This window comes from Thiopseudomonas denitrificans (assembly GCF_002866065.1).
Classification (GTDB): domain Bacteria; phylum Pseudomonadota; class Gammaproteobacteria; order Pseudomonadales; family Pseudomonadaceae; genus Thiopseudomonas; species Thiopseudomonas denitrificans.
The window spans coordinates 343,674-369,138 of the sequence record NZ_LNJZ01000009.1; the positions used below are offsets into that span (position 1 = coordinate 343,674).

The 25,465-nt window shown below is 60.5% G+C and carries 23 protein-coding genes and 1 riboswitch; of the genes, 9 read left to right on the top strand and 14 right to left on the bottom strand.

The window, feature by feature from the left end:
- Positions 1-69 precede the first annotated feature (69 nt).
- Both AR306_RS10785 and trxC read right to left on the bottom strand, forming a co-directional pair.
- A complete protein-coding gene (locus tag AR306_RS10785; protein ID WP_101497573.1) occupies positions 70-441 on the bottom strand; it encodes a hypothetical protein in 372 nt (123 codons plus the stop codon).
- A gap of 85 nt (positions 442-526) precedes the next feature.
- On the bottom strand, positions 527-964 hold the full coding sequence (trxC, locus tag AR306_RS10790; RefSeq protein WP_101497574.1) for a thioredoxin TrxC: 438 nt from the start codon (positions 962-964) through the stop codon (positions 527-529).
- Between the two features lie 141 nt (positions 965-1,105).
- Here trxC and AR306_RS10795 point away from each other — a divergent pair, with 141 nt between their 5' ends.
- From AR306_RS10795 to AR306_RS10805, 3 genes are read left to right on the top strand one after another with little or no spacing between them, the layout of a single operon-like run.
- Positions 1,106-1,624 (top strand): GspH/FimT family pseudopilin, encoded by a 519-nt coding sequence (locus AR306_RS10795; protein ID WP_166627881.1) that lies wholly within the window; start codon positions 1,106-1,108, stop codon positions 1,622-1,624.
- 48 nt (positions 1,625-1,672) lie between these two features.
- The gene (locus tag AR306_RS10800; protein WP_101497575.1) at positions 1,673-2,767 is read left to right on the top strand and encodes a sensor histidine kinase; all 1,095 of its coding nucleotides are present in this window, start codon (positions 1,673-1,675) and stop codon (positions 2,765-2,767) included.
- Positions 2,742-3,479, top strand: coding sequence for a LytR/AlgR family response regulator transcription factor (locus tag AR306_RS10805; protein ID WP_101497576.1), 738 nt, complete (start codon positions 2,742-2,744; stop codon positions 3,477-3,479). The genes AR306_RS10800 and AR306_RS10805 overlap by 26 nt, the downstream gene beginning before the upstream one ends.
- 60 nt (positions 3,480-3,539) lie before the next feature.
- Here the strand turns inward: AR306_RS10805 and AR306_RS10810 are convergent, their stop codons facing one another.
- The 6 genes from AR306_RS10810 to rplU form a co-directional block, all read right to left on the bottom strand.
- Positions 3,540-5,105: a TerC family protein gene (locus tag AR306_RS10810; protein WP_101497577.1), complete on the bottom strand. Its 1,566-nt coding sequence runs from the start codon at positions 5,103-5,105 to the stop codon at positions 3,540-3,542.
- 295 nt (positions 5,106-5,400) lie between these two features.
- Positions 5,401-6,585 (bottom strand): PQQ-dependent sugar dehydrogenase, encoded by a 1,185-nt coding sequence (locus AR306_RS10815; RefSeq protein WP_101497578.1) that lies wholly within the window; start codon positions 6,583-6,585, stop codon positions 5,401-5,403.
- 166 nt (positions 6,586-6,751) lie between these two features.
- Positions 6,752-7,870 carry a glutamate 5-kinase gene (proB, locus tag AR306_RS10820; protein ID WP_101497579.1) on the bottom strand — a complete coding sequence of 373 codons (1,119 nt, stop codon included), beginning with the start codon at positions 7,868-7,870 and terminating at the stop codon, positions 6,752-6,754.
- Between the two features lie 239 nt (positions 7,871-8,109).
- Positions 8,110-9,324 (bottom strand): Obg family GTPase CgtA, encoded by a 1,215-nt coding sequence (cgtA, locus tag AR306_RS10825; protein ID WP_101497580.1) that lies wholly within the window; start codon positions 9,322-9,324, stop codon positions 8,110-8,112.
- A 370-nt stretch (positions 9,325-9,694) separates the two neighbouring features.
- Positions 9,695-9,952 carry a 50S ribosomal protein L27 gene (gene rpmA / locus AR306_RS10830; protein ID WP_101497581.1) on the bottom strand — a complete coding sequence of 86 codons (258 nt, stop codon included), beginning with the start codon at positions 9,950-9,952 and terminating at the stop codon, positions 9,695-9,697.
- 32 nt (positions 9,953-9,984) lie between these two features.
- Positions 9,985-10,296 carry a 50S ribosomal protein L21 gene (gene rplU, locus AR306_RS10835; protein WP_101497582.1) on the bottom strand — a complete coding sequence of 104 codons (312 nt, stop codon included), beginning with the start codon at positions 10,294-10,296 and terminating at the stop codon, positions 9,985-9,987.
- Positions 10,297-10,566: 270 nt separating this feature from the next.
- Between rplU and AR306_RS10840 the strand changes: the two genes are divergently transcribed.
- Together AR306_RS10840 and rhlB are read left to right on the top strand one after the other, a co-directional pair.
- Entirely contained in the window at positions 10,567-11,535 is a 969-nt protein-coding gene (locus AR306_RS10840) for a polyprenyl synthetase family protein (protein WP_101498004.1), read from the top strand.
- An 89-nt stretch (positions 11,536-11,624) separates the two neighbouring features.
- Positions 11,625-13,025: an ATP-dependent RNA helicase RhlB gene (gene rhlB, locus AR306_RS10845; RefSeq protein ID WP_206168005.1), complete on the top strand. Its 1,401-nt coding sequence runs from the start codon at positions 11,625-11,627 to the stop codon at positions 13,023-13,025.
- 84 nt (positions 13,026-13,109) lie between these two features.
- Here rhlB and AR306_RS10850 read toward each other — a convergent pair whose 3' ends face one another.
- The 3 genes from AR306_RS10850 to AR306_RS10860 are packed head-to-tail and all read right to left on the bottom strand — an operon-like array spanning position 13,110 to position 16,587.
- Positions 13,110-14,930, bottom strand: a complete 1,821-nt coding sequence (locus AR306_RS10850) for a GldG family protein (RefSeq protein ID WP_101497583.1) — start codon at positions 14,928-14,930, stop codon at positions 13,110-13,112.
- Between the two features lie 2 nt (positions 14,931-14,932).
- Entirely contained in the window at positions 14,933-15,667 is a 735-nt protein-coding gene (locus AR306_RS10855; protein WP_101497584.1) for an ABC transporter permease, read from the bottom strand.
- On the bottom strand, positions 15,664-16,587 hold the full coding sequence (locus AR306_RS10860) for an ABC transporter ATP-binding protein (protein ID WP_101498006.1): 924 nt from the start codon (positions 16,585-16,587) through the stop codon (positions 15,664-15,666). The genes AR306_RS10855 and AR306_RS10860 overlap by 4 nt, the downstream gene beginning before the upstream one ends.
- 119 nt (positions 16,588-16,706) lie before the next feature.
- Positions 16,707-16,885, top strand: a riboswitch (yybP-ykoY riboswitch).
- Positions 16,886-16,902: 17 nt separating this feature from the next.
- On the opposite strand from AR306_RS10860, the gene AR306_RS10865 reads away from it, so the two are divergent.
- Entirely contained in the window at positions 16,903-17,478 is a 576-nt protein-coding gene (locus AR306_RS10865) for a TMEM165/GDT1 family protein (protein WP_101497585.1), read from the top strand.
- A 97-nt stretch (positions 17,479-17,575) separates the two neighbouring features.
- Positions 17,576-18,595, top strand: coding sequence for a small ribosomal subunit biogenesis GTPase RsgA (rsgA, locus tag AR306_RS10870; RefSeq protein ID WP_101497586.1), 1,020 nt, complete (start codon positions 17,576-17,578; stop codon positions 18,593-18,595).
- A 10-nt stretch (positions 18,596-18,605) separates the two neighbouring features.
- Here the strand turns inward: rsgA and motB are convergent, their stop codons facing one another.
- Both motB and motA read right to left on the bottom strand, forming a co-directional pair.
- Positions 18,606-19,568 (bottom strand): flagellar motor protein MotB, encoded by a 963-nt coding sequence (gene motB, locus AR306_RS10875; RefSeq protein ID WP_101497587.1) that lies wholly within the window; start codon positions 19,566-19,568, stop codon positions 18,606-18,608.
- 9 nt (positions 19,569-19,577) lie between these two features.
- Positions 19,578-20,429, bottom strand: coding sequence for a flagellar motor stator protein MotA (motA, locus tag AR306_RS10880; RefSeq protein WP_101497588.1), 852 nt, complete (start codon positions 20,427-20,429; stop codon positions 19,578-19,580).
- A 111-nt stretch (positions 20,430-20,540) separates the two neighbouring features.
- Here motA and AR306_RS10885 point away from each other — a divergent pair, with 111 nt between their 5' ends.
- Positions 20,541-22,094 carry an HDOD domain-containing protein gene (locus AR306_RS10885; RefSeq protein ID WP_101497589.1) on the top strand — a complete coding sequence of 518 codons (1,554 nt, stop codon included), beginning with the start codon at positions 20,541-20,543 and terminating at the stop codon, positions 22,092-22,094.
- A gap of 85 nt (positions 22,095-22,179) precedes the next feature.
- Here AR306_RS10885 and AR306_RS10890 read toward each other — a convergent pair whose 3' ends face one another.
- A complete protein-coding gene (locus AR306_RS10890; RefSeq protein WP_101497590.1) occupies positions 22,180-23,127 on the bottom strand; it encodes an NAD(P)H-quinone oxidoreductase in 948 nt (315 codons plus the stop codon).
- A 205-nt stretch (positions 23,128-23,332) separates the two neighbouring features.
- On the opposite strand from AR306_RS10890, the gene AR306_RS10895 reads away from it, so the two are divergent.
- Entirely contained in the window at positions 23,333-25,423 is a 2,091-nt protein-coding gene (locus AR306_RS10895; RefSeq protein ID WP_101497591.1) for a carboxy terminal-processing peptidase, read from the top strand.
- Positions 25,424-25,465 lie beyond the last annotated feature (42 nt).

Consider the following 25,465-nt stretch of genomic DNA (forward strand, 5'->3'; position numbering starts at 1 on the left):
CAGGTTAAAACATGTCGCGCATGATAACAGATGCAAGTGCTGTTTGGCTTGGAGCCAGCTCTGGTCAGGTCAGGCGTTGCTGTCCTGCCACTGGCGATCGGCATCCTTTGCCTTGAGCAACAGGGCCAGGGCAGCAACGCCAAACGAAACCATCAATACGATGGTGCCGGTCAGCGACAGATAACCCGCCCACAGCACCAGCCATACTACCCATGCGCTCCGGCTCCGGCCCGTCAGCGCCAGCACCGCCGGACCCACCGACAGCACCAGGCCGTGCAGAACAATGGTTAGCGGCATGCCGTGAAAAAACATCGGCAACAGCTCGCTGGAGCCCAGATTGTGCAACTGCGACGAAGCCCGCAGCAGTACAAAATACATCAGCCCGATCAGCAGCCAGTTGATCAGCAGGAACGGCAACACTTTCTTGGCAATTGCTCGCATCGTTTGAACCTCTGGAGTGGTATGGCTGACAAAATACCTTGATGGAGCTGCATTTCAATGCATCACGATCAAGAAATCCGGTTTTTCAGGGTTCAATACCCTGCTGCCGCAGCCACGCCAGCAACTGCGGCAACGCCATCGCACCGCTCTGGCGGGCGACTTCCTTGCCGTTGCGGAACAGGATCAGCGCTGGAATGGAGCGGATGCCAAGCTGGCCGGCCAGTTGCTGCTCCTGCTCGCTGTTGAGCTTGGCCAGACGGCACACGCCCTGTAGCTGCCGTGCAGCCTGATCAAAGACCGGCGCAAACTGCCGACAGGGGCCGCACCACCCGGCCCAGACATCCACCAATAGCGGCAGATCGCCCCTGATCTGACGGCTGTAACTGGCTGCCGTCAGCTCCAGCGGCGTGTCACGCAACACTGCCTGTCCACACACACCGCATTTGGGACGGTCCATGACACGCAGGGCCGGTACACGATTGGCGGCATCACAGTGGGCGCAGGGGATAACAAGAGCTGACATGAGCACTCCTCGGGTAATGGCTGCAAGACACTTTATATCCCATACAGGTATGTCCGTGAAAATATTTTTCAACTCTTCGAGCAAGCCGGATTACCGTCAACAGTAGTCAAGGACGACATGCGGTATCGCAAGGAGGCGCTCATGCATACCCGGGAACAGGGCATCACCCTGGTCGAGCTGCTGATTGTAATCGCCTTGCTGACGGTGATCGCCCAGGTCGCATTGCCGGCATGGCAGACATTCATCATGAAGAATCGCTCACAGGCATTGCAGCACAGCGTCGAACGTGCGGTGCATCTGGCACGCTCCCGGGCGGTAACAGGCCGCACGACGATCGAGCTTTGTGGCAGCCGCAACGGGGAAAACTGCAGCAGCGACTGGTCCTCCGGCTGGCTCATGCAGGCCGTGCCACCCGGCCGGCAAGCGGAGCCTCCGGAACAGGTCACACAGCTCGACCCGCGTCATCTGCAACTGCAGTGGGCCGGCTTCCGGCCCAAAATCGCCTTTAACGCCAGCGGTTACAGTGCCGCCAGCAACGGCCGCTTTTTTGTCTGCCGCGATCATGCGATTGACTGGCAGCTGATCCTCAACCGACAGGGGCGTCTACGCCGGGGCAGCGTCCGGGAAAATCGCGAACAGGATCACCGTTGCGCCAGATAGCCGGGGAAAGCTGTTGCCTGATCAACAATGGCAGGCGACACTGGCTCCATGAACAAACATGTACCGCCCCGAAACGGGGACACTGATTTTTTCCTGCCGGAGCTGTGCCGTGGCGAGGCACTACTGGGTCTGGTACTGCTGGCCGAATTGCTGGTCATGGTACTGGTACTGGCCGAGCCGGGCATTTCCGGGCTCGACTGGAGCAGGCTGGCGCTGGTGTCATTTTTTGTGCAGTGGGTGGTCCTGCTGACCGTGGCCCTGCTGTGTCCGTTACGCCCCTGGCTGATGCACCTGAATTCGGTGCATTCCAGCCTGCTGACCTGCTTGCTGGTGGTGCTGGTGACACTGGCCTGCACCGCCGCCAGTCAATATCTGGAGCATTTTTATCAGGGTGTCCCCCGCGAACCGGCGGATACCGTCGTCTATCTGAAAAACGCGCTGATCAGCCTGATCATGTCCGCCATCGTGGTACGGGTGCTGTACTTGCAAAGCGAATCCCGGCGCCAGCAGCGGGCAGAATTGCAGGCACGCCTTCAGGCCCTGCAGGCACGCATACGGCCACACTTCCTGTTCAACAGCATGAACAGCATTGCCAGCCTGATCGAGCTGGACGCAGAGCAAGCCGAACGCGCCCTGCTGGACCTGTCAGACCTGTTCCGGGCAGTGCTCGCCCAGGGTGACGGTCCGTCCAGCTGGCAACAGGAAGCGGGGCTGGCCCGTCAGTACTTGTCACTGGAGCACTACCGGCTGGCCGACAGGCTACAGGTGGAGTGGCATACCGGACAGCTGCCGGACGACCTGCCAATCCCGCACCTGACCCTGCAACCCCTGCTGGAAAACGCCATCCTGCATGGCATTCAACCCCTGTCGGCTGGCGGAACCATCAAGGTCAGCGCACGGCTTGATAATGGCCTGTTCCGCCTGCAACTGGAAAACCCGCTACCGGCACAACCCGGTTTGCATCGTGGCAGCGGCACCGCCCTGGACAATATCCGCATGCGGCTGGTCGCGTTGTTCGGTCCTGCTGCCAGCTTGACTACCCACACCGGCGATGGTGTCTTTATTACCAAAATCCAGTACCCTTTACCCCATGTAGCAGCGGAGACCCCCGTCAAACATGAAAGTACTGATCGCCGACGATGAACCCCTGGCCCGCACCCGGCTGGCGCGCATGGCCGCACAACTGCCCGGTTGCCGGGTACTGGACGAGCAGGCCGCCACTGGCACACAGGTACTGGAGCTGTGTGAACGGTTACAGCCGGACATCCTGTTGCTCGACATCCAGATGCCCGAGCTGGACGGACTGGAGGTTGCCGCAATTCTCGACCGGCGGGAAAACTCGCCGGCCATCATTTTCTGCACAGCACATGACGAGTTTGCCCTGCCCGCTTTTGCAGTGAATGCCCTGGGATACCTGGTCAAGCCGGTACGCATGGAGCAATTGCAGCAGGCAGTTGAACGGGCGGCACGGCTCAACCCGATGCAACGTGCCGCCCTGCGCCAAAGCGCCGAACCTGTGCCCGGCCGGACACATATCAGCGCCAAAACCCATAAAGGCATTGAGTGCATCGCCCTGGAGGATGTCCTGTACTTCCAGGCCGAACACAAGTATGTGACCGTCTACCACATCAACGGTGAAACCCTGATCGACGAGTCACTCAAGACCCTGGAAAACGAGTTTCCGGAACTGCTGTTGCGCATCCACCGCAGCATCCTGGTCAACCGCACAATGATCGAGCGCATGCAGCGCAATTCTGCCGGCCAGCAGCACCTCTACCTGAAAGGACAGGATCTGCCCTTGCCGGTCAGCCGCCGTCACGCCACTCCGGTACGCGAGCTGATGCACAGGCTCTGAGTTTGTTGCTCACCAACGGTCGAAACAGTCATTCAGGCCAGACAGCCGGCCTGCCGGCACTCAACCTGCAGCAGGGCCGACACGGGCCAGCTCAACCTCGGCAATGCGCACTCCGTCAATGATGTGTGCAACCCTGATCAGCCAGTCATCCACCAGTAACTCTTCGCCCTCTTGCGGCATGTACTCCAGACGATCAAGAATCAGGCCCGCCAGCGTGGTGTAATCTTCAGCCGCTGGCAGCGGACAGGGCAGATGACGGTTGATTTCATTCAGGCTTTCACCGGCATCGACCCGGTAAGAGCCTGTCTCCAGCAACTCGACACAAGGCTCGTATTGCGGCTCGTCACCTTCGCTGATATCACCGGCAATCGCTTCCAGAATGTCCTTGAGGCTGATGATGCCTTCCAGGGTGCCGAATTCATCAACCACAAAAGCCAGCTGGCGACCATCACGACGAAAAGCTTCCAGTGCATTGATCGATGTTTGTGTCTCGAGCAGCACCGTGGCCGGCTCCAGATGCTTCTCCACATCCGGCTGCTCGCCACGCAGTATGGCATGCAGCAGGACTTTCTTCTGGACGATGCCCAGCGGCTCGTCCTGCCGCCCATCGCGGATGACCACTATCCTCGAGTGCGGGCTGGCCAGCAGCTGTTCCCGCTGCTGTTCAGCTCCGGCAGCCAGATCCAGCATGTCGACTTCGCGGCGGTGGGTCATCAGCGCCTTGACGTTGGTTTCGGCCAGTTTCAGCACGCCCCGGACCATGTCACGCTCGTTGTCCTGAAACACCTGCTCCTGCTCATCCTGTCCCCCGGCACCACCCGGACCCTGCTGCCCGGATATCGCATTGCGACCGAGCAAACGCAGGATATTGCCGGCAGTACGCTCGCGCAGGGTACCGGCACTGTTGAGCCACTTTTCCTTGTTGTGCTGCGCCACCTGGTTGAACAGCTCGACCATGATCGAAAAACCGATAGCGGCGTACAGATAACCCTTGGGAATCTTGTAACCCAACCCCTCGACAATCAGGCTAAAGCCGATCATCAGCAAAAAACCAAGGCACAGGATCACCAGCGTCGGCCGCTGATTGACGAAACGGGTCAGGCCCTTGCTGGCGGCCAGCATCACGCCCATCGCGACAATCATTGCCACCGCCATCACGGCCACCTCGTCGGCCATGCCGATGGCAGTGATCACTGAGTCAATCGAGAATACCGCATCCAGCACCACGATCTGGGTCACCACCACGCCAAAACCGGCATAAGCCACCGGCACGCCGCCTTCATGCTGGCGCCCTTCCAGCCGTTCATGCAGCTCCATGGTCGCCTTGAACAGCAAGAACAACCCGCCCACCAGCATGATCAGGTCACGCACCGAATAGCCGTGCCCAAACAGGCTGAACAGCGGTGTGGTCAGGGTCACCAGCCAGGCAATGCTCAACAGCAGGAGCAAACGCATCACCAGCGCCAGCGACAGGCCGACTACCCGTGCCTTGTCGCGTTGCTCCGGCGGCAGTTTTTCAGCCAGCACCGCAATGAACACCAGGTTGTCGATACCCAGCACGATTTCCAGCGCAATCAGCGCCAGCAGACCGGCCCAGACGGTCGGATCAGCAAGCCATTCAAACATGCCGGCAACCCTCCGCCGGGCATGGCGTCAGGCGCACCCTGCCATCTGTTGCAGGCAGCACACGGCACAACAATCCGGCCGGCCATGCAAGTGCATGCAGACTATGCGCCAGATACCAATGAAGAAGGGAATGAAAAACGAGAAGGGAGCATGCAGCGGGAGGTTTGTCGGGCTGTTGCCGACACGACTCAGTGTCCAAGACAGGGATTCCTGTAAAAATAAAACCGCTTTTTATCGAAAAAATGCGCCAAATGCAAGAAAACAAATATGACACCAGACCAGCGGTGTCTTGCTTTCACTCGTTGGGCGTAACCCGCAGCAGCGCTCCCCGCGCGGCATCTGTCAGCAGCATGATGGCGCCGTCCGGGGCGATCGCCACATCGCGGATGCGCCCGTGCTCGCCCTGCAGATAGCGGGCTTCTCCGGTCACCCGGCCATCCTTGAGCCTCAGGCGAATCAGTGACTGGCTGGCAAGACCGCCAATCAGCGCGTCACCCTGCCAGCCGGCAAATAGTTCACCCTGGTAGAAAACCATGCCGCTGGGAGCAATGACCGGGTCCCAATAGTACACCGGCTGCTCCATGCCCTCACCGGCGGTCAGGCCGTCACCAATGGCACGCCCCGAGTACTCCACACCATAGGTGATGAGCGGCCAGCCGTAATTGCGCCCGGGAAGTGGCCGGTTCAGCTCATCACCGCCACGTGCACCATGCTCGACGGTCCAGAGACGGCCATCGGCAGCCAATGCGGCGGACTGGATATTGCGATGTCCGTACGACCAGACTTCCGGCTGGCCGCCTGCAATCAGCGGATTGCCTGCAGCCGCCCCGCCCTCCGGGTTGATCCGCAGCACCTTGCCAATATGGGTGCCGACATCCTGCACCAGGGCACGCGCCTGGTTGCGGTCACCGGTGGTAACGAACAGCATGCCTTCCCTGTCAAACACCAGCCGGGACCCGAAGTGCGCACTGGAGCGCCACGCTGGATTTTGCCGGAAGATCACCCGGACATCCGTCAGCTGGCGGTAGTCAGCGGACAACACGGCCGTTGCCACGGCAGTGGCACTGCCCTCTTTGGCGCGAGGTTCGGCATAGCTCCACCAGACGCGACGGGTTTGCTCAAAGTCATCCGCAATCACCACATCCAGCAGCCCGCCCTGCCCGTGGGCGTCGACGACGGGGACGCCGGCAACCGGAGCCGAGACCTGGCCCGTTGCAAAAACCCGCCGCATCCGTCCGGGGCGCTCCGTCACCAGCCATGAACCGTCCGGCAGCAGTGCCATGCCCCAGGGATGTTCCAGCCCGCCAGCAATGACTTGGACCTGCAATTGATGATGATCCTGCAGCAGCGGCGCACGGGTTTGCCCGGCAAACGCCGGTTGCTGGCCCCTGGCATTGGCAGCACGGGCATTGAAGTCCTGCGCCTGCCCTGTTTCGGCAAGACAGCAGAACAACATGAAATGAACCAGCAGCTTGTTCATCTTTCCCCCCCGGCATGATGCATGGTCATGCGCCAGGATTCTGGCCAGCCAGTGCCCGCCTACGGGCTCCCCGACCACGCAACACAATCGCGATGCACCGTGTTTCAGCGTTCTCACGTCACCGGCTGACAGACAGCAAGGAGGCGGCCCGGCTGCAGGCCGGCTCTCAGCTCATCACCAGATTATCCCGGTGAATCAGTTCCGCGTCACCGACATAGCCCAGAATTTCAGCAATCTGGTCCGACGGGCGACGCATGATTCTGGCGGTTTCCATGGCGTTATAGTTGGTCAGGCCACGGGCCACTTCCAACCCGCGCTCGTCGACACACACCAGCATTTCGCCACGGCGGAACTGGCCGCTGACCGCCAGCACTCCGACCGGCAGCAGGCTCTTGTGACCGTCACGCAATGCCTTCACCGCACCGGCATCCAGGGTCAGGGTGCCACGGGTTTGCAGGTGGCCGGCCAGCCACTGCTTGCGCGCGGCATCGCGACACTGGTCGGAAGTCAGCAGGGTACCCAGTGGTTCTCCCTCTTTCAGGCGCTCGATCACCCGCTCGATACTGCCGCCGACAATCATGCTATGGGCACCTGAACGTGCCGCCAGCCGTGCCGCGCGCAGCTTGGTCTGCATGCCGCCTCGGCCCAGCGCCCCGGCACTGCCGCCGGCCGCCGCATCCAGTGCCGGGTCATCGGCACGGGCCTGCACAATCACCTGCGCGGCAGGGTTGGTACGGGGATCGGAGTCGTACATGGCATCCTGATCGGTGAGAATCACCAGCAGGTCAGCCTCGACCAGATTGGCCACCAGTGCGGCCAGGGTATCGTTGTCACCAAAACGGATCTCGTCAGTGGCCACGGTGTCATTTTCGTTGATCACCGGGATCACGCCCAGCTCCAGCAAGGTGGTCAGGGTACTGCGGGCGTTCAGGTAACGCTTGCGGTCAGACAGGTCATCATGAGTCAGCAGGATCTGTGCGGTGCGCTCGTTGTGATCGGCAAAGCTGCTTTCCCACGCCTTGATCAGGCTCATCTGCCCGACCGCCGCTGCGGCCTGCAACTCGCTGACCCGTTCCGGCCGTTGTGTCCAGCCCAGCCGGCTCATGCCGGCAGCCACCGCACCGGAGGACACCAGCACCAGGTCAATGCCGGCCTCGCGCAGGGCCACCATCTGGCGCACCCAGATGGCCATGGCGTTACGGTCAAGCCCGCGCCCGTCAGCAGTCAGCAGGGCGCTACCAATCTTGATGACCCAGCGACGGGCCTGAGTTACCTGTTCACGCATTCAAAGCATCCTGTAGGTGCGAATTCATTCGCACACGATACGTTACTACCCGGCATTTCCAAATGGATCAGCACAATTTTGGTGGACGTTTTTGTTCGAATAAATTCGAACCTACAATCGTCATCAACCTGCCGTTGCCGGGCGATGACGACCATTCACGAATGTATTCATCCTGTAGATGCGAATTCATTCGCACAACCCGAAAGGACGTTCTTTGTTCGAATAAATTCGAACCTACGTTAGCGGACATAGAACACCTCGGCCTGATCGTCGTCGCCATCTTCGTCCCAGTCGTCATCGTCCTGCTCATCCTGCGTCTTGATGCCGGCGCGTTTCAACGCACGACGGTCATCCAGTTCCTGCAAATGGGCACGACCCTCGTCTTCGATACGCTGGTCAAGGTCGGCCAGATACTCGGCATACTCCTGGTCTTCGCCGATACGCAGGTCACGCTCGTCCAGATAGCGCATGATCGCCTGGCTCAGCTCCTTGGTGCCCTCCTTGTCCAGCGCCGAAACCATGAATACCGGGCCTTTCCAGTCCAGCCGTTCGATCACCGCCTGCTTGCGCTCTTCGCGCTCGTCATCCAGCAGCTGGTCAATCTTGTTGAGTACCAGCCAGCGATCACGCTCGGCCAGCGACGGACTGAACGTGCTGATCTCGTTGACGATGGTTTCTGCCGCATCGGCCGGATCGCTCTGGTCAAGCGGAGCCAGATCGACAATATGCAACAGCAAACGGGTACGGGTCAGGTGTTTGAGAAAACGTGTGCCAAGGCCGGCGCCTTCGGCGGCGCCCTCGATCAGGCCGGGAATATCGGCAATCACAAAAGTCTTGAAGCTGCCAACGCCGACCACACCCAGGTTGGGTGCCAGCGTGGTGAACGGATAATCCGCCACCTTGGGCTTGGCCGCCGATACCGAACGGATAAAGGTGCTCTTGCCGGCATTGGGCAGGCCCAGCAGGCCGACATCGGCGAGCACCTTGAGCTCCAGCTTGAGGTTGCGTGCCTCGCCCGGCGTACCGTCACTGGTCTGGCGTGGCGCACGGTTGGTGCTGGACTTGAAACGGGTGTTGCCCAGTCCGTGCCAGCCGCCCTGGGCCACCAACAGGCGCTGACCGTCTTTGGTCAGGTCACCGATGATTTCCTGGGTATCGGCATCAATCACCGTGGTGCCGACCGGCACCTTCAGTATCAGGTCTTCACCGCGGGCACCAGTACAGTCGCTACCACGCCCGTTCTCGCCCCTTTTCGCCAGAAACTTGCGCGTATAGCGGTAGTCCAGCAGGGTATTGAGGTTATGGTCGGCTTCCATGAACACCGAACCACCATCACCGCCGTCCCCGCCGTTGGGGCCGCCGAACTCAATGAATTTTTCACGGCGGAAGCTCATGCAGCCGTTGCCGCCATCGCCGGCCTTGACGTAAATCGCTACTTCATCAACAAATTTCATAACTCAGTCCTGCACTTGGGTGCCGGTATTATATAGGTATATGGCCCTGCCGCATGGCCTTTGCTTTTGTAGGTACGAATTTATTCGTACACACCTGCATACCCTGTGTGCGAATAAATTCGCACCTACATATAGCCTGCAGACAGCTCGGAGTTTGCGGCAGCGCCGGGGCATGAGTGGAGCAAACCTTCAACGCCATGGATGGCGTTGCAGAGCCTGCAGGGACGTACTTGCGGCGTGTTTGCGTAGCCCATGCCCCGGCGCTGCTTCCATCAAGCTAAAGGGAACAGCCTTGCAATATCTTATAAAAACAAAAAACCAAAACAAAAAAGCCCCGTCAATCTGACAGGGCTTTTGCGAATCAGGGGATTCAGGCGTTGACTACGCTTACGTAGCGACGGCCGAACGCGCCCTTGACTTCAAACTTGACCACGCCTTCCTGCTTTGCAAACAGGGTGTGATCCTTGCCCATGCCTACGCCGTAACCAGCGTGGAACTGGGTGCCGCGCTGACGCACGATGATGTTGCCTGCCTGGACAACCTGGCCGCCGTACATCTTGACGCCAAGGCGTTTCGATTCCGAGTCGCGACCGTTGCGGGTACTACCGCCAGCTTTTTTCGTTGCCATGAGTTCAGTTCTCCTGTGATTAACCCAAGCGCTTAGGCTTGAATACCAGTGATTTTGACTTCAGTAAACCACTGACGGTGGCCCTGACGCTTCATGCTGTGCTTGCGGCGGCGGAACTTGATGATGCGGATCTTGTCGTGACGACCCTGGGAAACCACCTCGGCGGTAACCTTGGCACCTTCAACGACCGGCGCACCGATTTTTACATCTTCGCCATTACCGACCAGCAGAACGCGGTCGAAAGTGATGCTGTTGCCGGTAGCTTCTTCCAGCTTCTCGATTTTCAAGAATTCGCCTTCGGCGACCTTGTACTGCTTGCCACCAGTTACAATAACTGCGTACATCGTATATCTCCGTAATTCCTGCTCACCCGGACCTTTTTAAGAATAGGTAGTGTCCGGCATGGCTGTCAGCCGCTGGATGGGCCACTGACAATTGCGTAAGGCAGGCTGCCTGAAACCGGATGGGCGGCGAATCCGCACATCCATAACTTTGGAGCGCGAATTGTACGCAAGGTGGACACAGGTTTCAAGCCCTGCCCCACTGCTCTTTTCTTGACATCACCGAATGCTGAACCTAGCATGCTGCACAGTCTATTTGGAGCCTTGCCTGCCATGCAACCACAGAGTTTCTACCAGGTCGTCACTGACGACTTTGCCACCGTTGACCGGCTGATCCGCGAACAGCTGTCTTCACGCGTTCCACTGGTGGAAAAAATCGGCGACTACATCATCTCTGCCGGTGGCAAACGCCTGCGCCCGCTGCTGACCCTGCTGGCCGGCAATGCGTTGGGCCAGTGCGACGAGCGCACCTGCAAGCTGGCTGCCTCCATCGAGTTCCTGCATACCTCCACCCTGCTGCATGACGATGTGGTCGACAAGTCCGACCTGCGTCGTGGCCGTGCCACCGCCAATGCCAAGTGGGGCAACTCGGCCAGTGTGCTGGTCGGCGATTTCCTGTATGCCCGCTCGTTCGAGCTGATGGTGCAACTGGAGTCCATTCCTGTATTGCAGGTGCTGTCCAACGCCACCCGCGTGATTGCCGAGGGCGAAGTATTGCAGCTGACCAAGGTGCGCGACGCCAGCACCAGCGAAGAAACCTACATGGAAGTGATCCGCGCCAAGACCGCCATGCTGTTCGAGGCATCGACCCAGTGCGCAGCCCTGCTGGTCAACGCACCGGCCGAGCAGACCGAAGCCCTGCGCCAGTACGGTGACAAACTGGGTATCGCCTTCCAGCTGATGGATGACCTGCTCGACTACCAGGGCGACGCCGAAACCCTGGGCAAGAACGTTGGTGACGACCTGGCCGAGGGCAAACCGACCCTGCCACTGATTGTCGCCATGCGCCAGGGCACACCTGAGCAGGCACAACTGGTGCGCACCGCCATCCAGAAAGGCGGTATCGAAAACCTCGACGCCATCAGCCAGGCGGTTCGCGACAGTGGCGCGCTGGACTATACCGCCAGCAAGGCCCGCCAGTTTGCCGACGAGGCGATTGACTGTCTCGACACCCTGCCCGATTCCGCCTACAAAAGCGCCATGGCCGACCTGGCCCGCTTTGCGGTCGAACGCAGCCTGTAAGCACGGGCTGCCGGCTTATATATTCCTTCGCCTAAAATCGCCAAATCGCTTACACTAGCGGCAATTTCAACAACCTGTAAGTGAACGCCGTGCTCAAGGCACTCAAGAAAATCCTGCCACACAAAGAAGCCCTGCCAGAAGCAGCCGAACAACCCCGGCCCGCTGCCACAGCTCCGGCCAGTCCCGCGCAGCCGGCTACCGACACAACGGCCAAAAAAGAGCGTAACCGCAAAGGCCGCCAGGCCCGCAAATCCCGGGAGCAGGCCGCCGACAACTGGAGCATCGACGATTTCGTCGTCGAGCCGATGGAAGGCAAGACCCGTTTTCACGACTTCCAGCTCAGGCCCGAACTGATGCGTGCCATCCAGGCACTGGGTTTTCCCTACTGCACGCCAATCCAGGCCCAGGTGCTTGGCCATACCCTCAAGGGCCGCGATGCCATTGGCCGTGCCCAGACCGGTACCGGCAAGACCGCCGCATTCCTGGTGTCCACCATCAGCCAGCTACTGGAAAACCCGCCACCGGAAGAACGCTACATGGGCGAGCCCCGCGCCCTGATCATCGCGCCGACCCGCGAGCTGGTCATGCAGATCGCCAAGGATGCCGAGGAGCTGACCCGTTTCTGCAAGCTCAACGTGATGAGTTTTGTCGGTGGCATGGACTTTGACAAGCAGCTACGCCAGCTGGAAGCCCGTTACTGCGACATTCTGGTGGCCACCCCCGGCCGCCTGCTCGACTTCAACCAGCGCGGCGAGGTGCATCTGGACCTGGTCGAAGTGCTGGTGCTGGACGAGGCCGACCGCATGCTGGACATGGGCTTCATTCCCCAGGTGCGCCAGATCATCCGCCAGACGCCACGCAAGGACCAGCGTCAAACGCTGCTGTTCTCGGCCACCTTCACCGATGCGGTGATGGACCTGTCACGCCAATGGACGGTCGAGCCGGCTGTGGTGGAAATCGAACCCGAACAGGTGGCCAGTGATACCGTCGAGCAACACGTATACGCCGTGGCCGAAAAAGACAAATACAGCCTGCTGTACAACCTGATCAGCGAAAACGACTGGAACCGGGTGATGGTCTTTGCCAACCGCCGTGACGAGGTGCGCCGCATCGAGGAGCGCCTGCTGCGCGACGGCGTCAACGCCGCCCAGATGTCCGGCGAAGTGCCGCAACAGAAGCGGGTACGGGTGCTGGAGCAGTTCCGCGAAGGCAAGATCAAGGTGCTGGTGGCCACCGACGTGGCCGGGCGCGGCATTCACGTCGACGACATCAGCCACGTCATCAACTACACGCTGCCCGAAGACCCCGACGACTACATCCACCGCATCGGCCGTACCGGACGTGCCGGCAGCAGCGGTGTCTCCATCAGCTTTGCCGGCGAGAACGATGCTTTCGCCCTGCCTCCCATCGAGGAACTGCTGGGGCGCAGGATTGACTGTGAAACACCACCGCAGCACTTGCTGAAGCGTCCGCCACGTCCGGGGCGTTAACCACAAACCCGGTCACTACGGCGTCACCATTGCGCCCGGCGCGGCAACTTCCGCGTCCGGCACCTCAGGTACCGGACGACCTTCCTAACGTCTTCTGCCGCGCCGGTGCAAGCCGGTCAATACCAGCACAACCACCAGCAGCAGCGGCATGACCAGCAGGTTGAACAGCTTGACGGTACGGCCCAGGGCTTCGATATCGGCATATTGCTGATACCTCACTTCACGCAGCTCCTTGCGCACGGCCAGCTGCTCCTGCCGGTACTGCTGCAGCAATTGCTGCTCTTCCCCGCTGCTGTCCAGTCCCTCTTCCGGGATCACCTGCAAATCGGCGATCTGTTGCTCCAGACGGGTCAGACGTAATTGCAGCTGTTGTTCGGTATCGCGAAAGCGCTCTTCAGCACTGCGCCGGATACGCTCAACCAGGGTAAAGGGCCGGCTGAAATCACCGTGAGCACGCACGCTGATCAGCGCTTGCGAACCGCTCAGGTTTTCCAGTGCATTGAGCACCAGGTTGCCATTATCCGCCCAGGGGCGCGGCAGTAGCTGACCGGCAACGTCCTGCTGCTGCACCCACAGGCCGTCACCCAGCATGTCGGTGTCGGCCACCACCAGCACCTCGATGGCATCAGACCGCACCAGCCCCGGCAACTGCCCTTCCAGTCCATCAGGAAAGGCACTACGTGCCGGCCCGCTGATACGGGCAGCAACGGTGTAGCGTTCGCCGGTGGGTTCCATGTCAGCATACAGCTCGCCGGGATGCGCAAGCCGGGTTAACCGGGATACACCAAAAGGCATTGCCGCCGTCGAGCTTTCGACCAGCGGTGTGAACCGGGTGGTGGCCTGCTCCAGCGACTGCAGGATGCCCGCCGTGGCCAGTGTCAGCCGTTCCAGACGGGCCGTGACCACATCGTTCCGGTTGAGCCCCTGTTCCGGCACTGTCAGCCAGGCTAGGTGACGTACCGGACGCTGCTGCTCGCCCGCCGCCACACTCATGGCATAGCTCGCATCACCCAGCACCCGCCCCGGCAGCATCCGTACCCCCCACGCCTGCAGCAAGCTGTCCAGTTCCGAATGGCGCCCCTCTCCCAGCACCTGCTGCAAATCCGTCTGCGCATCCAGCTCGCTGAGTGGATCAACAAACGCCAGCAAGCGGCCACCACGCAGGACAAACTGGTCGATCGCATACAGGGCAGGCAGAGACAACTGCTGCGGATGCACCAGCCAGAGCACGTCAATCTGCTCTGGAATCCGGTCAACAGCGCTATCCAGAAACTCCAGAGAAAACTGCTGGCGCACCTGTTCCAGCACCGTCCACGGCTGCTGCATGCCGCCAGCAGTAAACCCGCCCTCCAGCGGCAGCCCCGACATCAGCCCCACCACCGGCCGTTTGCTGCGTGACAGGTCATGCAGCAAACGGCTCAGCTCGTACTCGAGAAAGCGCTCCTGATCCAGCGCGAACAGGGGAACCGCCGCCTGCCGGCCACTGCTGTTACGACCGGACAGACCCAGATAGAGCACATCGCCCAATGGCATCGGGACCGGCTGCAAGCCCAGCGCAGCGGCCTGGTCTTCCTGTTCGGAGAAGGGTTCCGGGTCAATCACCAGCAGACTGAGCTTGCCGTTGGCATGCTGCACATAGGTTTCCAGCAACTCCTGCACGCGCCGTGCGTACTGGCGCACCTGCGGCAGATCGCGGGCGGCCCGGCCGGAAAAGAACAACTGCAGCTCAACCGGCTCCTCCATCTGCTGCAGCAGATGGAGGGTGCCGGGTGACAGGCTGTACAGCTGCCCTTCGGTCAGGTCCAGCTGTGCATGCTTCAGCAGCGTGCCGGCCACGGCGTTGAACAGCAGAAATGCACCGGCAATCATCGCCAGTCCCAAGGTCGAGCGCATCAGTCTGGCCATGTTCAGTCCGCCTTTTTCAATTCAAGCAGAATGCCGTTGGCCAGCAGCCAGGCGATGATGAAACTGGCAAAAAACAGCAGATCCCGCGCATCCAGCACACCACGGCTGATGGCCTGAAAGCGGGTCAGGAAACTCAGTGAGGCCAACAGGTCCAGCCACCACTGCGGTGCCCAGCCGCGAAAGGCATCCAGCACCAGCGCATGTCCCGGCAGCAAGAACAGGAAACACACCACCACAGCCATGATAAAGGCCACCACCGGGCTGGTGCTGTTTGCCGACAGGCAGGCACTCACTGCCAGAAAGGCACCGGCCAGCAGCCAGCTGCCCAGATAACCGGTGACAATGGCACCATTATCCGGTGAGCCGAGAAAATTCACCGTCAACACCAGCGGAAAAGTCAGCAGCAGCGCCATGCCGGCAAACAGCCAGGCGGCAAGGAACTTGCCCAGCACCAGTTCGCGCATGCGCACCGGCAAGGTCAGCAGCAACTCAATGCTGCCGCTTTTGCGCTCTTCCGACCACAACCGCATGCCGAGTGCCGGCAACAGGAACAGGTACAGCCAGGGATGAAAGGCGAAAAACACCTGCAGGTCTGCCTGCTCGTTTTCATAAAAGCCGCCCATGTAAAAGGTCAGGGCACTGGCCAGCACCAGAAACACCAGCAAATAGACATAGGCCAGCGGCGTGGCAAAATAGGCGCGGAACTCGCGGCGGATCAGGACAGGCAAGTGGCTCATGACGACTCCCCCCGGGTCAGGCGACGAAACACCTCGTCCAGCCGGCCAGGCTCGACCGTCAGTTCATCCAGTGCCCAGCCCTGCTGCTGCACCAGCGCGTTGACGGCAGGCAACAACATGCATCCCGGTTCCGGGACCAGAGTGAGCGCCCCGCCTGCTGCAGCTTCCACTGCCTGCACGCCCGGCACTGCCGCCAGAAGTTGCTCATCCAGCTGCGTCACACTGCTGCGTAGGGTCACCGCCTGCCAGTAGCGCGACCGTTGCTGCAACTGGTGCGGGGTGGCATCGGCCCGCAGCTCGCCACCGGCAATCAGCAATACCCGGCTGCAAATCGCGCCGACCTCTTCAAGAATATGGGTGGAAACGATAATGGTACGCCCCGGCGCCAGGCGGCGGATCAATTCACGCACCTGGTGCTTCTGGTTGGGGTCCAGGCCATCGGTCGGCTCATCCAGAATCAATACATGCGGATCATGCAGCACCGCCTGGGCCAGGCCGACCCGGCGGTTGAAGCCTTTGGACAGGGTGTCGATCCGCTGCTCCCGCACCTCGTGCAGCTCAAGCAGATCCAGTACCCGCCCGATGCGGTTTCCAAGTTCTGCACCGCGATAACCCCGGATGCGGGCAATGAAGTCCAGAAAGTCGTGCACGCGCATCTCGCCGTAGCAGGGGGCGCCCTCCGGCAGATAGCCGAGCAGCCGTCGTGCCGCTACCGGCTGACGCGTCACATCAAGGCCGCACAGGCGGGCGGTGCCCGCATCCGCGGCGAGAAAACCGGTCAGCATCTTCATGGTGGTGGACTTGCCGGCACCATTGGGTCCGAGAAAACCGGCCACCTCGCCAGGGCGTACCGAAAAAGACAGCCCGCGTACGGCCGCCCTGCCGGCAAAGGCCTTGCACAATCCGGATGCTTCTATCATGACCTCGAACCCCGTTTCCACGTCGGCGGCAAGTGTAACAAAAGCCGCCAACGGGCTGGCAACTATTCAGGACGGCTTGCTTTTGCCTGCGGCAATCCGTACCATGCGGTCCGTCTTGAGGGAGTAGTCTGCCGTGCCGTGCACGGTGCCTGCGTCAACATACTTGATCAACCGATCATGGCGCCGGCGATCCGATCACAGTGACCTGTAGTCACGTGATCCGGTTTGACGAGACTCATGATACGCGCAGCCACCGGGTGGATCGTTGCGTGTGTCATGGTGCTCGCAAACCTGATCCGCCCTCTGGAACCCGTCATGTTTGAAGCCCTGTTCGTCTCCACCGGTATCGTCACCCTGGCGGAAATCGGTGACAAGACCCAGCTACTGGCTTTCATTCTCGCTGCCCGTTTTCTCAAGCCTGTCCCGATCATCTGGGGCATCCTGGTCGCCACCGTGCTGAATCATGCGCTGGCGGCTGCCGTTGGCAACCATGTCGCAAACTACTTCAGCGAAACCACCCTGCTGTGGCTTCTGGCTGCCAGTTTTCTGGCGGTAGCCGCCTGGACCCTGATTCCGGACAAAATGGATGATGGCGGCAGCCTGCTCAGCCAATACGGGCCTTTTGTCGCCAGTCTGGTTGCATTTTTTGTGGCCGAAATGGGCGACAAGACCCAGGTCGCCACGGTAATGCTGGCAGCCCAGTACCCCTGGTATCTGGCCGTGGTCGCCGGTACCACGCTGGGCATGCTGCTGGCCAACGTTCCCGTGGTGCTGGTCAGCAACTTTGCCGCAGCCCGGCTGCCATTGACGCTGATCCGCAGCCTGGCCGCCCTGTGCTTCCTGCTACTGGCCCTGTATGCAGCGATACGGGCCCTGGGCTGGCTGGCGTAAAACGCCCATTACGCCGGCTGCAAATCTGCCTCCAGCCGGCAGCCCCGTGCTATGCTGCATGCCATTCTTCTCGCCGACAAAGGAACACCCCAGTCCCATGGCCAAACGCATCCTGACCCGCCGCCAGAGCTGGCGCATTGACAAAATCCAGCAGGAGCGCATCGCCCGTGCTGAAAAGCGCGAAGCACGCATGCTCGACGAACTGCAAGGCGGCGAGCTGGGCCATGAACAGGAAGGACTGGTGATTGCCCACTTTGGCGTACAGGTGGAAATCGAGGCGCTGGAGGGCGATCTGCAGGGCGAGCACTACCGCTGCTACATTCGCGCCAACCTGCCGGCACTGGTCACCGGTGACCGCGTCATCTGGCGACCGGCACGGCAGGGTGCCGGCGTGATCATCGCCCAGCGCCCCCGGCGATCAGAGCTGTGCAGGCCCGACATGCGCGGCCAGCTCAAGCCGGTCGCGGCCAACGTCGACCAGATCGTGATTGTCTTTGCACCCTTGCCTGAGCCCCACGCCAACCTCATCGACCGCTACCTGGTAGCGGCCAGCCATGCCGGCATCCGTCCCCTGCTGCTACTGAACAAAGCCGATCTGCTGGATGGCGAACACGGCGGCAAGGCCCGCGAACTACTGGCCGTCTATAAAACCCTGGGGTATGCCATTCTCGACGTGTCCGCCGAACAGGGTGACAGGCTGGAAACGCTGCAGGACCTGCTCAGGGACAAAACCAGTGTCTTTGTCGGCCAGTCCGGCGTAGGCAAATCATCACTGGTCAACCGGCTGCTGCCGGATGCGCAAATGGCGGTTGGCGCGCTCTCGGAACTGACCCACAAAGGCACCCACACCACCACCACCGCCCGCCTGTTCCATTTTCCCTGTGGTGGCAGCCTGATCGACTCGCCCGGCATTCGCGAATTCGGCCTGGCGCATGTGGATGCCGCGGATGTGGAAGCCGGTTTCATCGAGTTTGCCGACTTCCTTGGCCGCTGTCGCTTCCGCGATTGCAGCCACGAGCACGAACCCGGCTGCGCCCTGCTCGCTGCTGTCGACAGCGGCCATATCAGCTCACCCCGGCTGGAAAGCTTCCGCATGCTGCTGAAGAATATTGAATAAAGGCCCCGGCCTAGCCTCGCCCCTGTTCAAGCTGTAGCAGACCATCCTCAAACAGGTTCATGCGCTCCCGCGCCGGCCTGCCTGCAGGCGCAGTCGAAGGCTGCGCTTCCGTACCGGCATCTGCCTCTTCAGCCTGCTCTTCCAGGTCCTGCTGGGCCTTTTTGGTCAGCACCACGATATCAATGCGGCGGTTGACCGGGCTATACGGATTTTTGCGGTCAAACAGCACCGATGAGGCGTAACCGGCCACCCGCGCAACCTGGTTGTCCTCCAGGCCACCGGCATGCAGGGCACGGCGGGCCGCATTGGCCCTGCCGGATGACAACTCCCAGTTGCCAAAATCCGCCTGCCCCGAATACGGTTTGGCATCGGTGTGTCCGCCAATGCTGATCTTGTTGGGTACGCTGCGGATCGAACCGGCCATCATGTACAGGATGTCTTCAAAGTAGGTCTGCAGCCGGGCACTGCCCAGCGCAAACATCGGCCGTTTCTCGTCATCGACAATCTGGATGCGCAGCCCTTCCTGGGTAATGGACAGGTGAATCTGCTCGCGATAGGGACGCAGCATGTCATTCTCGTCGACCTTGGCCTGCAGTTCCAGCAGCAGCATTTGCAGACGCTCCTGCTCCAGCTGTTCCATCAGGCCGTCAAGGTCCTCGTCAGGGTCCATTTGCGGCATTGAACTGTCTTCCGGCAGCTCCGGGTTCAATGTGTTATCCGGTGCCGGGGTCGGCGTACCGCCCAGATCGATCACATAGGGGCTGGCAGAGGAGCTGAAACCGATAGGGTCCTGAAAATAACCGGAAATGGCTTTTTTCTGCTCCGGCGTGGCCGATGACAGCAACCACATCACCAGGAAAAACGCCATCATGGCCACGGCAAAGTCGGCAAAGGCGATCTTCCAGGCACCACCATGGTGGCCGCCCACAACTTTCTTGACGCGCTTGATGATGATCGGCTGATTGGTACTCATGACAGGTCACTAACCGCCGCGCACGGCTTGCTCCAGCTCCGAGAAGCTGGGCCGGTGGCCGGGATACAGCACCTTGCGGCCAAATTCGACCGCAAGACTGGGCGGCATGCCGGACGCCGACGCTACCAGGGTCGCCTTGATCGCCTCATACAGGTTGAGCTCTTCTGCCGCATCATGATTGAGCGAGGAGGCCAGCGGCCCCATGAAGCCGTAGGCCGCCAGAATACCGAGAAAAGTACCAACCAGGGCCGCCCCCACGTGCTGGCCGATGGCACTTTGCTCGGCCTCGCCGAGCATCGCCATGGTAACGACGATACCCAGCACCGCAGCCACGATGCCAAAACCGGGCAGGCCATCGGCAACCTGGGTCACCGCATGCGCCGGGTGTTCCAGATCCGATTTGAGCGACTCCAGCTCCATCTCGAACAGTCCCTCGAACTCGTGCGGCGCCATGTTGCCGGAAGACAAGATGCGCAGATAATCGCAGACGAAGGCTGTCATCTGCTCATCTTTCAGCACCGCCGGGTACTTGCTGAATATCGCGCTGGCGTTCGGATCTTCGATATCGGCCTCGATCGCCATCATGCCTTCGCGGCGGCTCCTGTTCAGCACCTCGTAGAGCATTTTCAGCACGTCCAGATACAGCGCCTTGTTGAAACGGCTGCCGAACATCTGCATTGATTTTTTCAGCACCCGTTTTGTGGTCGAAGCCGGGTTCGACTGTAAAAAAGCACCGAATGCCGCTCCGCCGATAATCAGCACCTCGAAAGGTTGCACAATGGCCATGATATGGCCGCCGGACAGGATATAACCACCCAGTACACAGCCCAGGACTACCAGTATGCCGACAATTTTAATCATTGTTTTTCACGTACACTCTAAGTTCTGATAAAAGCCAATGGCACCCTGATATTTGCTAACATCGGCCCATACGGGCAGCACTCCGGTTCGACGTTACAGGAATAGCACTCAATGGGTCACAGTATACTCCAACCAAAACCACTAAATGAATGGTTAAAGCTTCTGGACCGCACTGCCCTGCCCGTTCATACCGGTCAAAAAGAGCGCGTACAGCGCGTGATGGCAAATCCGGACAGCTCATTGAGTGAAATATCACGGGCCATTACCGAGGCACCCAGCATTGCCCTGATCCTGTTTCGCGAAGCCAATCGCTCAACCAGCTACCTGTCAGAGCCTGCCCACAACCTGGATGTCGTGCTCAAGCGGCTTGGCATGGCACACTGTACCCGCCTGTTGTCATCACTGATGGACGAAAGCAGGGTACCGATTCCGGCCAACCTGCGCCAGATCTGGCTGATCGGACAGCATGCCAACCGCCAGGCCAACACCCTGTTCGCTAACAAGATGGCCCGCCTGTGGCAGGAAATCCACTGGGGCAGCCTGCTGTTTTTTTCGCCCCTGTGGCCACTGCTGACACGCTACCCGGAATTGCTCCCCATCTGGGAACAACGGGTGCTGGGCAATCAGGAGCCTGCCTACAAGGTCGAACGCGAGCTGCTTGGCGTCCCCCTGGTCAAACTGTGTCATGCCCTTGCCGTACAATGGTCATTGCCGCAGTGGATCATCGACGGCTACGCCACACTGGGGAGCAACCGGCAGATGATGGCGCGGGCCCTGCATGTCGCCCGTCTGCACCACGCCCCGCTTGAGCAACAGCGGCGGCTGGATGAACAAAAAGACCTGAATGCCTGGCTGGGCCAGCCAGCCAACAGCATCGTGCTGGCCAGCGGCCTGGCGCTGGCCAGTCACAATTCCTGGGGCGACAATCATTGCCTGCGCTGGCAGCGCCTGATCAGCCTCTATCTGCGCCAGCCGCTACCTGTCGTTCAGCAAAAAAACCACCAGACCAGCGTCGAGCATGCACGGTACCTGGGCACGACCAACCTCTGGCATCCGGCACGTGCACTACTCTGGCCATGGAATGCCCGGCGGATCCCCCCCGCCCGCATGCCAGTCATGCCTCCCGCCGCCATGCAGGCCGAAAACCCGGGTAGCACCGCAAACGACAGTAGCAAACTGGACGTGGAACAATGGCGCGAGCAGGCCCGGCAACTCTTGTTGCGGCCTTCCCCGTTTCGCAACACCCTGCAGCTGCTGACCCACTATGCAAACATGCTGCAGCACGGTGCCCTGTCAAGAGTACTGATACTGCGTGTACAGCAAGCCAGTGACAGCCTGATGCCGGTATGCCAGCTCAACTACCAGTTTACCCTGCAAAAGCCGCTGGCCAGCCATGCCACTAACCCGGTGTTCCGCCACGTTATGCAAAACCGGGACACACTGCATGTCCACGCCGGAAACCACGGCAAGATCACCGCACACCTGGATGCCGGCCTGCTGGCAACCCTTGGCGGCGACAACCTGGTCATGGGCAGCATCTGGCACAAGGACAAGCCGGTATTGCTGGTCATTGCCGATGACTGGGGACACCCGCTGTCGGCGGAAAGCCTGAAAGCCTTCAGCGCCAGCAACCGCTACCTGGAACAATCACTCAGCCTGCGCTGACACCGATACGGGGCCATCCCGGGACAGGACAACACCCGCGCTTGCTGCCGCAGGCAACGTCAACAGGCCTGACAGGTTTCGCCAGTTACAACTCCAGCACCAGCTTGCCATTGACCTGGTTGCTGGCCAGACGGGCAAACGCCTGTTCCGCATCGGCCAACCCGAACACCTCCCCGGCCTGCGGGTCCAGCTTGCCGGCAGCGAACAGCGGCCACACATTATCATGCAGCGAGGCCATCAGCCCGGCCTTGAAATCATCATCACGGGTACGCAACGTCGAACCGATCAAACGGATGCGCTTGCCCAGCAACTGGGCGAGGTCCAGTTCGACCCGGCGACCGCCCATCAGGCCGATATTGACCCAGCGACCGTCAACCGCCAGCATCTTCAGGTTCTGCACGGCATAACTGGCACCGACCGGGTCCAGAATCACGTCAAAAGGGCCCAGCTCCTGCAGTCCCTCAATGCCATCACCACGGATCACGCCACCTTTGGCACCCAGGCCGACACAATAATCCAGTCGCTCCTGCGAGCCAACACTGACCCAGCAGTCGATATCCAGCGCCTTGCACAGCTGGATGGCCGCCGAACCCACGCCGCTGGCACCCGCATGGATCAGTACCCGGTCACCTTTTTTCGCCTCACCCAGCATGAACACGTTCAACCAGGCCGTGGCATATACCTCGGGTACCGCCGCCGCTTCCAGCAGCGTCAGCCCCGGCGGCAATGGCAACACATGGCGGGCATCGACACACACCTCTTCGGCCATGCCGCCACCGGCCAATAACGCGCACACCAGGTCGCCAACCTGCCAGCGGCCACCTTCATCCGCCTCGATGATCTCACCGGCACATTCAAGGCCCAGCACGTCAGACACACCGGGTGGTGGCGGGTACAGCCCGGCCACCTGCAACAGGTCGGCACGGTTGACGCCGGTCGCCGCCACACGGATGCGCACCTGCCCGGCACCACGCAACGGAACAGCCACATCGACGATCGCCGGTTTTTTTTCAACTGCTTGTAAAGCTTTCATTCTGCCTCCATAGTAGTGCGCAGGACACCTTGCCTTATGCCAGGATTTAGCACACCAGTGAACTCCCGGATCAATATACTACCTAACCGGCCATATCAGGGATGAAAACGCCATGGCCGTTAGCCGCTTTCCTGTCACCAGCCGGTTTGACCCGTAGTTTTTCACCCGGATTGCCAAACAGCCACCCAACCAAAGAATGAAGCCTATGAAACTGCCCTCTCCGAGTATTCTGACAGCAGGCCTGTTTGCCCTGCTGCTGTCCCTGGGCGCCCAGGCTGTCAGCAAGCCTGACGACTGGGCACATTTGCAGCCCGAACGCGAGCAGGTCATTGCCAGCCTCAATGTGGTCGAGTTGCTCAAGCGCCATCATTACGACAAACCGCCACTGGATAATGCCCGCTCGCAAAAAACCCATGCCAACTACCTGAAAAGCCTGGATCCGGCCCGCCTGCTGTTTACCCGGCAGGATATCGAACACTACAGCAGCTGGGAGTACCGGCACGATGACTTCCTGCACAAAGGTGAGCTGGAACCCGGCTTCGAGCTGTACCGCCTGTACCTGCAACGTCAGTCACAGTACCTTGAGCAGTCACTGGAAACCCTGAAAAACGGCGTGGCCAGCCTTGATTTCGACCGCGACGAGACGCTGGAAACCGATCGCGAGAAGGCACCCTGGCCGGCCGACATGGACGAACTGCAGGAGCTGTGGCGCAAACGCCTGAAAGACGAAGTGCTACGCCTGAAACTGGCCGGCAAGGACGAGGCGGCCATCGCCGAACTACTCACCAAACGCTATCGCAACCAGCGCAAGCGCATGCAGCAGATCCGCAGCGAAGATGTATTCCAGACCTACATCAATGCCTTTGCCCAGACCTACGACCCGCACACCAGCTATCTGTCCCCGGAAAACGCGGAAAACTTCGACATCAACATGAGCCTGTCACTGGAAGGTATCGGGGCCGTGCTGCAGAACGACAACGAGCATGTCAAGGTCGTGCGTCTGGTTCCGGCCGGCCCTGCCGACAAGAGCAAACAGCTGGCTCCGGCCGACCGTATCATCGCCGTTGGCCAGGGCGACAAGGCACTGGTCGATGTCATTGGCTGGCGGCTGGACGAAGTGGTCAAGCTGATTCGCGGTCCCAAGGGCACCCAGGTCAGGCTGGAAATCATCCCGGCCAGCAATGCGCCCAACGACCAGAGCAGCAAGGTTGTCAGCATCATCCGCGAAGCCGTCAAACTGGAGGAACAGGCCGCCAAGAAGTCCATCCTTGAACTGGAGCAGGACGGTCACAAGGCAAAAATCGGCGTGATCGAGATTCCGACCTTCTACATCGACTTCAAAGCCTACCGTGCCGGCACACCGGATTACAAAAGCACCACCCGCGACGTCAAGCGGCTGATCAGCGAACTGCAAAAGGAACAGGTCGAAGGCATTGTCATCGACCTGCGCAACAATGGCGGCGGCTCCCTGCAGGAAGCCACCGAGCTGACCAGCCTGTTCATCGAACGTGGCCCCACCGTGCTGGTACGCAACAGCAATGGCCGTGTCGACGTACTGGCCGACGAGGAAGCCAGTGGTCCCTTCTATCGCGGCCCGGTCGCGGTACTGGTCAACCGCCTGTCGGCTTCGGCTTCGGAGATTTTTGCCGGCGCCATGCAGGACTACCACCGCGCACTGATCGTCGGCGGCCAGACCTTCGGCAAGGGTACCGTGCAAAGCATCCAGCCCCTCAACCATGGCGAACTCAAGCTGACGCTGGCCAAGTTCTATCGTGTTTCCGGCCAGAGCACCCAGCATCAGGGGGTGATTCCGGACATCCACTATCCGGCTCTGGTTGACGTCGAGCAGATTGGCGAAAGCGCCCTGCCCGAAGCCATGCCCTGGGACAGCATAAAGCCGGCCATTGCACCACGCAATGATCCGTTCAAACCTTACATGGATATTCTGCAGGCTCGCCACGATGACCGTACCGGACAGGACCCGGACTTTGTCTACACCCGCAAGCGTCTGGAGCTGGCTCGCCAACTGATGCAGGAAACCGTGGTCAGCCTGAAGGAAAGCACCCGCCGTGCCGAACAGGAGCGGATCGAGAAGCTGCAGCTTGACCTGGAAAACCAGCGTCGCGAAGTCAAGGGGGAGGAACTGCTCAAAGCCCTGAAGGACGAGGATGAAGAAGACAGCATCAACCCGCACGACAGCGACAACAAGGACCCGATGGACGATGCCTACCTGAAGGAAACCGCATACATCCTGCTCGACTGGACCAACCTGAACCAGGTTGCCCGTCACCCCTGACAGGCCACGTACCTGCTACCGCCGCCAGTGCCCCTGAGGCAC